Origin of the sequence: Aquibacillus halophilus (assembly GCF_009649745.1) — a bacterium.
GTDB lineage: Bacteria > Bacillota > Bacilli > Bacillales > Amphibacillaceae > Aquibacillus > Aquibacillus halophilus.
Genome location: NZ_WJNG01000020.1, coordinates 41478 through 51532 on the forward strand (window position 1 = coordinate 41478; position 10055 = coordinate 51532).

Genomic DNA, 10055 nt, shown 5'->3' on the forward strand with positions numbered 1-10055 from the left:
TAGCATCAAACAGGGATTTTTTAAATACGAGGTAACTAGGCTTTTCTAATACCAAACTAAGGATGGGGTGACTAGTTTGAAGGGGAATTTATTATATGAAGGTAAAGCAAAAAGAGTCTATTTTGTAGAGGGAAATGACAACAACTTGATTCTTTCTTATAAAAGTGATGCAACAGCTTTTAATGGGTTGAAAAAAGCAACCTTTGAAGGAAAAGGAAAATATAATAACTTGATTTCAGCCAAAGTATTTGAATTTTTACATGAAAAAGGGATCAAGACACACTTTAAACAAGCACTAAATGATACAGAACAACTCGTTATCAGAACAACAATTATCCCAATTGAAGTCGTTGTCAGAAATATCGCAGCGGGAAGCATAACCAAGAGGCTGGGAATTAAAGAAAAGACACCGTTCACCCCACCTCTAGTGGAGTTATTTTATAAAAACGATGAACTAGGTGACCCGTTAATTAATAATGAGCATGCATTGTTTCTGACAGATGCTAAGGAAAAAGATTTAATGGAAATTAAACAAGCAGCATTAACCATTAATTCATATCTGCAGGAGTTCTTTAAGGGAATAGATTTAACACTAGCGGATTTTAAATTAGAGTTTGGTAGAACACTAGATGGAGAAATTGTTCTTTCTGATGAAATATCTCCGGATACCTGTCGATTATGGGATCGTAAAACTGGTGAGAAGATGGATAAAGATGTTTTTCGAGAAGATTTAGGTGATCTTTTAAAGGTTTACGATACTATTCTTAATCGTCTGGAGGCAGTAAAATGAAAAAAGTTAAAATATATATCACATTAAAGCAGGGTGTATTAGATCCTCAAGGTAGAGCCGTGCAAGAATCATTAAACACATTAGGTTATTCTGAGGTTCAACAAGCCAGAGTTGGAAAATACATGGAACTATTGGTTGACGACAATGAAGAGGTAGAAGTGAAAATCGAAGAAATGTGTTCTAAATTACTTGCGAATCCGGTAATTGAAGATTACAAATATACGATCGAAGAGGGTGTCGTTCAGTGAAGTTTGCTGTAGTTGTTTTTCCTGGGTCAAATTGTGACAGAGACATGTACTTTGCGGCAAAGGATGCACTAGGAGAAGAAGCAGAATTGGTTTGGTATCAAACTGCAAATCTATCAGACTATGATGCTATTTTACTTCCTGGTGGTTTTTCTTACGGTGACTACCTACGGACGGGAGCAATCGCCTCAACCTCTCATATTGTTAAGGAAATAAAGCAACAAGCAGAACTTGGGAAACCTGTTCTTGGTGTGTGCAACGGATTTCAAATTTTATTAGAAGCTGGACTGTTACCAGGTGCAATGCTAAGAAATAAAAACCTTAAGTTTATCTGCCATTTTGAGGGCCTGAAGGTAGAAAACAAAAACACTATGTTCACATCAGCCTATAAGGATGGAGAAATAATTTCCCTGCCAATTGCCCATGGGGAAGGGAATTATTATTGTGATGAGGCTACTTTACAGAAGTTAAAAGAAAATAATCAAATTGTGTTTACCTATACAAATAATCCAAATGGTTCTATTAGTGATATCGCAGGGATCGTTAATCAACAAGGCAACGTACTAGGCATGATGCCACATCCTGAACGTGCTGTGGAACAGATACTTGGTGGTACTGATGGTCTAAAGTTGTTTAAATCAATTGTGAATAACTGGAGGGAAGCACATGTTACAAGCGCCTGAGATTACTCCTGAAGTAATAGAAAAGGATCGTCTATATCGTGATATGGGTTTAACAGACGAAGAGTTTGATCTTGTTAAGTCAATAATGAATCGTCGTCCAAACTTCACGGAAACTGGTATTTTCTCTGTTATGTGGTCAGAGCATTGTAGTTATAAAACTTCTAAACCACTTTTGAGAAAGTTCCCAACCAAAGGCTCACATGTTATTCAAGGTCCTGGTGAAGGTGCTGGAATTATTGATATTGGCGATGGTCAAGCAGTTGTCTTCAAGGTTGAAAGCCATAATCACCCGTCTGCAGTAGAACCATACCAAGGGGCTGCAACTGGTGTTGGTGGAATTATTCGCGACGTCTTTTCGATGGGTGCTAGGCCAATAGCGCTATTAAATTCACTTCGGTTTGGTAACTTAACCACAGGTCGTGTGAAATATTTGTTTGAAGAGGTTGTTAATGGCATTGCTGGCTATGGTAACTGCGTCGGCATCCCGACAGTTGGAGGAGAGGTTCAATTTGATAATTGTTATGAAGGGAACCCTCTAGTTAACGCAATGTGTGTTGGGATAATTGATCAAAAGGATATTCAAAAAGGTATTGCTGCAGGAATTGGTAATACAGTAATTTACGCAGGAGCACGTACAGGAAGAGATGGTATTCATGGTGCCACATTTGCTTCAGAGGATCTATCGGAAGAGTCAGAAAGTAAACGTCCATCTGTTCAGGTAGGCGATCCATTTATGGAAAAATTATTAATTGAAGCTTGCCTAGAAGTTATCCATCATGAAGCATTAGTCGGTATGCAGGATATGGGAGCAGCCGGACTTACATCCTCAGCTAGTGAAATGGCAAGTAAGGCTGGAACAGGTATGGAGATGGACTTAGACTTAGTCCCTCAACGTGAACTAGATATGACTCCATATGAGCTAATGCTATCTGAATCTCAGGAGCGGATGCTGTTAGTAGTAAAGCAAGGGCAAGAACAAGGAATTATTGACGTGTTTACAAAGTACGGATTAGAGGCTGTCGCGGTAGGACGTGTAACTGATGACAACCGTTTCCGTTTAATTCATAAAGGTAAGGTTGCTGCTGATATTCCTGTCGATTCATTGGCAGAGGATGCACCAGTTTATCATAAACCTTCAAAAGTACCAGATTATTATAAAAAATTCCAACAAATGGACGATTACTATCCAACCGTTAACAGTTATAGTGAGGCATTAAAAGCATTGCTACAACAGCCAACAATAGCTAGTAAAGAGTGGGTTTATGACCAATATGATTCAATGGTTCAAACAAATACAGTTGTTACACCTGGATCTGATGCGGCTATAATACGTGTTCGTGGTACCGATAAGGCGCTGGCAATGACGACGGATTGTAATTCGCGTTATATCTATTTAGACCCAGAAATAGGTGGGAAGATTGCTGTTGCTGAAGCGGCAAGAAATATTGTTTGTTCCGGCGGAAGACCAATGGCTTTAACCGATGGATTGAATTTCGGTAATCCGGATAAACCAGAAATTTTCTGGCAAATGGAGAAAAGCGTTGATGGAATGAGCGAAGCGAGCTTGAAACTTAATACGCCTGTGATAAGTGGAAATGTCTCACTTTATAACGAGACAAATGGTCAATCCATTTTCCCAACTCCAGTAGTAGGGATGGTAGGTTTGTTAGAGTCACTGGAACATATCACGCCATCGTTTTTCCAAACAGCTGGTGATGCTATTTATCTAATCGGTGAAACTAAGCCGGAATTTGGTGGAAGTGAATTACAGAATATTTTAGAAAATAGTTACTTCGGAAAAGCACCTAGTATTGATTTAGATGTGGAAGCGAAGCGCCAAAGTCAATTGTTAGAGGCGATTCAATCAGGTTTGATTTCTTCTGCTCACGATTTAGCGGAGGGTGGATTCGCCGTAGCGCTTGCTGAGAGTCTATTTGATAATAACTTAGGATGTGAAGTAAAGCTTGCAGGCGACTTAACTGTCCAATTGTTTAGTGAAAGCCAATCCCGTTTCCTAGTATCAGTAAAACAGGAAAAAAGAGATCAATTTGAAAGTTTAGTAGAAGATGCGAACCATTTAGGATATGTAACAGACAGTGGAACACTTCGGGTAAATAGTAGTGAGGAAACGATTATTGAAGAGTCAGTTGAGAGCTTGAAAGCATTATGGAAAGGGGCTATACCATGCTTGCTGAAATCAAGGGACTAAATGAAGAGTGCGGTGTGTTTGCGATATGGGGTCATGAAAAGGCTGCTGAGATGACTTATTATGGATTGCATGCTCTACAACACCGTGGGCAAGAAGGTGCCGGAATTGTCACGAGTGATGGTGAGGAGCTACATTTGCATAAAGGGAATGGATTGATTAACGAAGTCTTCCAACAAGATGAATTTACTCGTTTGAAGGGCACTGCTGCCCTTGGTCATGTTCGCTACGCAACCCAAGGTGGGGGCGGTTATGACAATGTCCAACCTCTTGTGTTTCGTTCACAAAAGAAAAGTATGGCGCTTGCTCATAATGGCAATTTAGTTAACGCATATGCTTTAAAAAACCAATTAGAAGCCCAGGGCAGTATTTTACAAACAACTTCTGATACAGAAGTAATTGCCCACCTAATTAAACGCAGTGGCCATTTAGCGATGGATGAAGCAATTGCGTCAGCCCTTAGCATGATTAAAGGTGCATATGCCTTTTCTATCTTAACTGAGGATCAATTATTTGTTGCACTTGACCCCCGCGGGTTACGTCCATTGTCGATTGGGATGCTAGGTGGAGCTTATGTGGTAGCTTCAGAAACGTGTGCGTTTGATCTTATTGGCGCAACATATATTAGAGAGGTCAAACCTGGAGAACTGCTAACCATTGATGATAATGGTATAACGACAAAACGATTTGCCTCGCCGATGCAAAGAACGCTTTGTTCAATGGAATATGTCTATTTCTCCAGACCGGACAGTGATTTGGATGGATTAAATGTTCATGCTAGTCGGAAAACAATGGGAAAACAGCTAGCAAGTGAAGCGCCAGTTGAGGCAGACGTTGTGACAGGTGTTCCAGATTCAAGTATTTCTGCTGCAATAGGCTATGCAGAGGCTGCTGAAATTCCATATGAATTAGGACTAATAAAAAATCGTTATGTAGGTCGTACGTTTATTCAGCCCTCGCAGGAATTAAGGGAGCAAGGGGTGAAAATGAAGCTATCCCCGGTACGTGGAATTGTAGAGGGAAAGCGGGTCGTCATGGTCGATGATTCTATCGTACGCGGAACGACATGTAAACGAATTGTCCGTCTCCTGAAGGAAGCTGGTGCAACAGAAGTTCATGTTCGCATTGCGTCACCGCCAATCGTAAATCCTTGTTATTATGGGATTGATACCTCAAATAAAGGAGAATTAATCGCTTCTAATTATGACGTAGAAGAAATTCGAGAGTTAATAGGAGCAGATAGTTTAGCTTTTCTAACTACCGAGGGATTAGAGAAATCCATAGTTGCAGATAGAGAATCGATTGATCATGGAATTTGTAACGCATGTTTTACTGGGAATTATCCAACAGAAATCTATCCGGATACTTTACTACCAGCCTACAAAGGTTAATTTACCAAGTCTAAAAGGAGCGGTCTAATGAGTGAAATTTACAAGCAAGCTGGTGTAGATGTTGAAGCCGGTTATCGAGCTGTTGATTTGATGAAGAAGCATATTCAAACAACAAACCGCCCGGAAGTATTGGGTGGAGTTGGGGCGTTTGCGGGGTTATTTGATTTATCCTCCTTCTCATATAAGCAACCAGTATTGGTGTCAGGGACAGACGGAGTTGGAACCAAGCTAAAGCTTGCTTTTGATATGGATAGGCACGATACAGTAGGGATTGATTTGGTTGCTATGTGTGTGAATGATATTGTTGCACAGGGAGCTGACCCTTTATTCTTTCTTGATTACATTGCCTGCGGGAAAAATGAGCCTGAAAAGATTGAACAAATAGTAAAAGGTATTACAGATGGTTGTGTGGAAAGTGGCAGTGCTTTAATAGGTGGAGAGACTGCAGAAATGCCCGGTATGTACCAGGATGGAGAATATGATTTAGCTGGCTTCGTTGTAGGTATCGCAGAAAAAAGTGAAATAATTACTGGCGAGGAAATTGAAACAGGGGACAAGATAATTGGGATTTCTTCTAGTGGACTTCATTCGAATGGATTTTCATTAGTTCGTAAAATAATAGATGAGCAAAATCTCGATCTATTATCTACCTATGCGCCTTTAGACAAATCGCTTGGTGAGGTATTATTAACACCAACAAAGATTTATGTGAAAGCAATCAAACAACTAAAGCTAGACATCACGATTAAGGGGATTAGCCACATAACAGGTGGAGGATTCTACGAAAATATCCCTCGAGCCTTGCCGGAAAATCTTGGTGCCCGAATTGTTGCGGGATCATGGGAAATACCAGGAATATACTCCTTTCTACAAGAACAGGCTGAACTTAATTTTAATGATATGTTAGGTGTATTTAATATGGGAATAGGTATGGCTATTGTTGTATCACCTCATGAAGCTGAGATGGCATTACAGCTCCTAAACGATATTGGTGAACAAGCTTCTATTATTGGAGAAGTGGTGGATGATCAAGGAGTGGCAGTAATAAATGAGTAAAACAAAAGTTGCTGTCTTTGCCTCGGGAACAGGTAGTAATTTTGAAGCGTTGATGGACAAGGTAGAGTTGGAAAGTCTAGACTATTGTGTAGCACTGTTAGTATGTGACAAGCCTGGTGCACTAGTGTTGAACAAGGCTGCAAAATATCAGGTGCCGGTATTTGTCTTTGATCCAAAACAATATAACTTTAAATCAGAATTTGAACAAAAAATAGTAAAGGAATTACAAAACCGTCACATTGATTGGATTGTTCTAGCAGGCTATATGCGACTAATTGGTCCCACTTTGTTAACCCCTTTTCAATCAAAAATTATTAATATTCACCCATCATTGCTACCATCTTTCCCTGGAAAAGATGCAGTTGGTCAAGCTCTAGCTACTGGTGTAAAGGTGACAGGAGTAACTATCCATTTTGTAGATGAAGGAATGGATACTGGGAAAATAATCGAGCAGGAATCATTGCGAATACACGAAAAGGAAAGCAGGGAATCATTGCAGCAAAGGTTACAGTCCATCGAGCATCGACTGTTCCCAAAGATCATACAATCACTGATTTCGTCGGACAATAAGGAAGGAGCATTTTTAAATGAAAAAGAGAGCACTACTTAGTGTTTCAGATAAAAGTAATTTAGTTGAGTTTGCAAAGGGATTGGATAGGCTTGGATACGAATTGGTTTCTACAGGTGGAACATTAAAAGCCTTAAAGGAAGCTGGTCTTCCAGCAATACCTGTTTCTGCAGTTACCAACTTCGAAGAAATTCTAGATGGAAGAGTCAAAACACTTCATCCGTTTATTCATGCCGGTCTACTTGCTAGACGTGACGATGAATCACATCAGAAGCAGTTGTTGGATCGCGACATTCATCCAATTGATGTTGTGGTAGTGAACCTTTACCCGTTTAAACAAACGATTGAACAAGAAGGTGTTACTGAAGAGGAAGCGGTTGAAAATATTGATATTGGCGGGCCGACAATGCTTCGTGCAGCTGCCAAGAACTTCCGGGATGTTACTGTAGTAGTCGATCCTAGTGACTATGATTCTGTACTAAATCAGTTAAATTCAGTACAGCCATCCGTTGATTTCCGTAAACAATTAGCTGCAAAAGTATTTAGGCATACAGCAAATTATGATGCAATGATTGCCAATTACTTTACAACAATCACAGGAGAAACAGATCCTGAAACGTTAACTATTACATATGAAAAAGTTCAATCATTAAGATACGGGGAAAATCCTCATCAACAAGCAGCTTTTTATCAAGAGGCGAACGTTAAAGGTGCATCGATTGCAAATGCAAAACAGCTTCATGGTAAGGAATTGTCTTATAACAACATACAGGATGCAAATGCTGCGTTAGAAATTGTGCTGGAGTATAGTAAACCAGCAGCGGTTGCGGTCAAGCATATGAATCCATGTGGTGTAGGAATCGGTGAGACTATTTCTGTAGCCTATGCAAAAGCATATGAAGCGGATCCCGTATCGATTTTTGGTGGAATTATCGCATTGAACCGTGAAGTAGATGCTGATACGGCTAACCAATTAAAAGATATCTTCCTAGAAATAATTATTGCTCCTTCTTTCTCGAACGAAGCGTTAGAATTGTTAACAGTGAAACCAAATATTAGATTACTTGAAACGCCAATGGAATGGGCAGGGTCGAACACAAAGAAAGTAGTAAGTGTAGTTGGCGGTTTACTTGTCCAAGACCGGGATAATGGAACTGTAACTGAAGAAGACATCACTGTTCCAACTGACAGAAAACCAAATCAAATAGAATTAGCTGAATTATTGTTTGCTTGGAAGGTAGTCAAACACGTGAAATCCAATGCTATTGTTGTAGCGAAGGGTGATCAAACACTTGGAGTTGGTGCTGGACAAATGAACCGAGTAGGTGCAGCGAAAATAGCGTTCGAACAAGCAGGAAATAAGGCTAAAGGTGCGGTGATGTCATCCGATGCATTTTTCCCAATGCCTGATACAGTAGAAGCAGCAGCTGAAGCAGGAATTACAGCGATTATCCAACCTGGTGGTTCAAAACGTGATCAAGATTCGATCGATGCTTGTAATAAACATGGCATTACAATGGTACTTACTGGTATGCGTCACTTTAAGCATTAAAAATTAGCTGTATAGGGTAGGTTCTAGCAGTTTGAGGGGGGATAACATGAACGTTTTAGTCATTGGCGGTGGTGGCCGTGAACATAGTATTGTTAAAAAACTAGCTCAAAGTAAACAGGTTAGTAAGATCTATGCCGCCCCTGGTAACGGTGGAATAGAAGCAGAGGCTACCTGTGTCAATATTAAAGATAATCAAGTGACTGAATTGGTAGACTTTGCGAAAAGCAATCAAATAGACTGGACAATAGTTGGACCAGAAATACCATTACTTGCTGGAGTGGTTAATGCATTTAAAAAAGAAGGGCTTAATGTATTTGGTCCTACCAAGGAAGCCGCATTAATTGAAGGAAGTAAAGACTTTGCCAAGGTTTTTATGAACAAATATAGTATTCCTACGGCAGATTACCAAACATTTACCGATGTCGACGAAGCTAAGCAATACATTGAACAAAAAGGTGCTCCGATTGTAATAAAAGCAGATGGACTAGCAGCAGGAAAAGGTGTAGTGGTCGCAACAAGTGTAAATGAAGCTATCCAAGCAGTTGAAATGATGCTTGTAGATAATAAATTTGGCGATGCTGGGAGCCGGGTAGTAGTTGAAGAATACTTAGAGGGAAAAGAATTCTCTCTGATGGCTTTCGTTCATGGTGAAAAAGTGTATCCTCTTCTGCCTGCTAGAGATCATAAACGTGCCTATGATAATGACCAAGGACCAAACACAGGGGGGATGGGGGCATTCTCTCCTGTACCAGATTTAGACCAAGTTGATATTGACTTCGCTGTTAAACATATTCTTATTCCAACTGCAAAAGGTATGATTGAAGAGGAAAGATCGTTTACAGGAATTTTATATGCAGGTCTAATAGAAACAGCCCACGGACCTAAAGTAATAGAATTCAATGCTAGGTTAGGAGACCCTGAGACACAGGTGGTACTTCCACTATTAAAAAATGATCTTATCCAAGTTATCATAGATATTCTAGCTGATAAAGATCCCATCCTAGAATGGGAAGATGCCTATTGTATTGGAACGGTGGTGGCTTCACAGGGATATCCCGGTTCATACAGCAAAGAAATCCAGTTGCCAGAATTAAAACAAACGAGTGATTGCTTTGTCATTCATGCTGGAACTGGTCGTAATCATGATGGAAATTACTTTTCGACAGGTGGTCGTGTACTACTGGTTGGGTCTGTACAAAAGGAACAGCAGAAGGCACAAAAATATATTTACGAGTATCTAAAAGTATTTGATCATGATGAAAAATTCTTTTATCGAAGCGATATTGGGTTCAATAGTAAAAACTAGAGGAAAACGTGCAGTTGATATAATCAATTGCACGTTTTTTTTGCTATTTACGTAATTGATGAAAATTGCGACGTAGTGTAGCTTAGTTGATTTGCGCTCCAGGCAGTCGCTTTCCGCGGGCAACGCTTCAACTTCCTCGGAAGAAACCCACTTCCTGCGGGATTTTCAGCCGTCGCTTTTCCCGCTGGAGTCGACTGCCCTACGCTCCAATCATCATCTTATTTGAAACAATAAAGAAATGGAGATAGATAAGCTCAA

Annotated in this window: 9 protein-coding genes; all 9 read left to right on the forward strand. The window is 40.0% G+C overall.

Annotated features, from left to right (window positions below):
- Positions 1-76 precede the first annotated feature (76 nt).
- From purC to purD, 9 genes are read left to right on the forward strand one after another with little or no spacing between them, the layout of a single operon-like run.
- A complete protein-coding gene (gene purC, locus GH741_RS19885) occupies positions 77-790 on the forward strand; it encodes a phosphoribosylaminoimidazolesuccinocarboxamide synthase (RefSeq protein WP_153738514.1) in 714 nt (237 codons plus the stop codon).
- Positions 787-1038 (forward strand): phosphoribosylformylglycinamidine synthase subunit PurS, encoded by a 252-nt coding sequence (purS, locus tag GH741_RS19890; RefSeq protein ID WP_153738504.1) that lies wholly within the window; start codon positions 787-789, stop codon positions 1036-1038. The genes purC and purS overlap by 4 nt, the downstream gene beginning before the upstream one ends.
- Positions 1035-1718: a phosphoribosylformylglycinamidine synthase subunit PurQ gene (purQ, locus tag GH741_RS19895; RefSeq protein WP_338079584.1), complete on the forward strand. Its 684-nt coding sequence runs from the start codon at positions 1035-1037 to the stop codon at positions 1716-1718. The genes purS and purQ overlap by 4 nt, the downstream gene beginning before the upstream one ends.
- On the forward strand, positions 1702-3927 hold the full coding sequence (gene purL, locus GH741_RS19900) for a phosphoribosylformylglycinamidine synthase subunit PurL (protein WP_153738505.1): 2226 nt from the start codon (positions 1702-1704) through the stop codon (positions 3925-3927). Before purQ ends, purL begins: the two co-directional genes overlap by 17 nt.
- Positions 3903-5315: an amidophosphoribosyltransferase gene (gene purF, locus GH741_RS19905; RefSeq protein ID WP_153738506.1), complete on the forward strand. Its 1413-nt coding sequence runs from the start codon at positions 3903-3905 to the stop codon at positions 5313-5315. The genes purL and purF overlap by 25 nt, the downstream gene beginning before the upstream one ends.
- Before the next feature lie 27 nt (positions 5316-5342).
- Positions 5343-6371 carry a phosphoribosylformylglycinamidine cyclo-ligase gene (gene purM, locus GH741_RS19910; protein WP_153738507.1) on the forward strand — a complete coding sequence of 343 codons (1029 nt, stop codon included), beginning with the start codon at positions 5343-5345 and terminating at the stop codon, positions 6369-6371.
- Complete coding sequence (gene purN, locus GH741_RS19915) at positions 6364-6981, forward strand: phosphoribosylglycinamide formyltransferase (RefSeq protein WP_153738508.1); 618 nt, start codon at positions 6364-6366, stop codon at positions 6979-6981. The genes purM and purN overlap by 8 nt, the downstream gene beginning before the upstream one ends.
- Entirely contained in the window at positions 6959-8491 is a 1533-nt protein-coding gene (gene purH, locus GH741_RS19920) for a bifunctional phosphoribosylaminoimidazolecarboxamide formyltransferase/IMP cyclohydrolase (protein WP_153738509.1), read from the forward strand. Before purN ends, purH begins: the two co-directional genes overlap by 23 nt.
- A 46-nt stretch (positions 8492-8537) precedes the next feature.
- A complete protein-coding gene (gene purD, locus GH741_RS19925) occupies positions 8538-9797 on the forward strand; it encodes a phosphoribosylamine--glycine ligase (RefSeq protein ID WP_153738510.1) in 1260 nt (419 codons plus the stop codon).
- Positions 9798-10055 lie beyond the last annotated feature (258 nt).

What these genes read in the sequence shown, in the direction of transcription:
- purS (WP_153738504.1), top strand. Translation starts at nt 787, where the DNA reads ATGAAAAAAGTTAAAATATATATCACATTAAAGCAGGGTGTATTAGAT.
- purL (WP_153738505.1), top strand. Translation starts at nt 1,702, where the DNA reads ATGTTACAAGCGCCTGAGATTACTCCTGAAGTAATAGAAAAGGATCGT.
- purF (WP_153738506.1), top strand. Translation starts at nt 3,903, where the DNA reads ATGCTTGCTGAAATCAAGGGACTAAATGAAGAGTGCGGTGTGTTTGCG.
- purM (WP_153738507.1), top strand. Translation starts at nt 5,343, where the DNA reads ATGAGTGAAATTTACAAGCAAGCTGGTGTAGATGTTGAAGCCGGTTAT.
- purN (WP_153738508.1), top strand. Translation starts at nt 6,364, where the DNA reads ATGAGTAAAACAAAAGTTGCTGTCTTTGCCTCGGGAACAGGTAGTAAT.
- purH (WP_153738509.1), top strand. Translation starts at nt 6,959, where the DNA reads ATGAAAAAGAGAGCACTACTTAGTGTTTCAGATAAAAGTAATTTAGTT.
- purD (WP_153738510.1), top strand. Translation starts at nt 8,538, where the DNA reads ATGAACGTTTTAGTCATTGGCGGTGGTGGCCGTGAACATAGTATTGTT.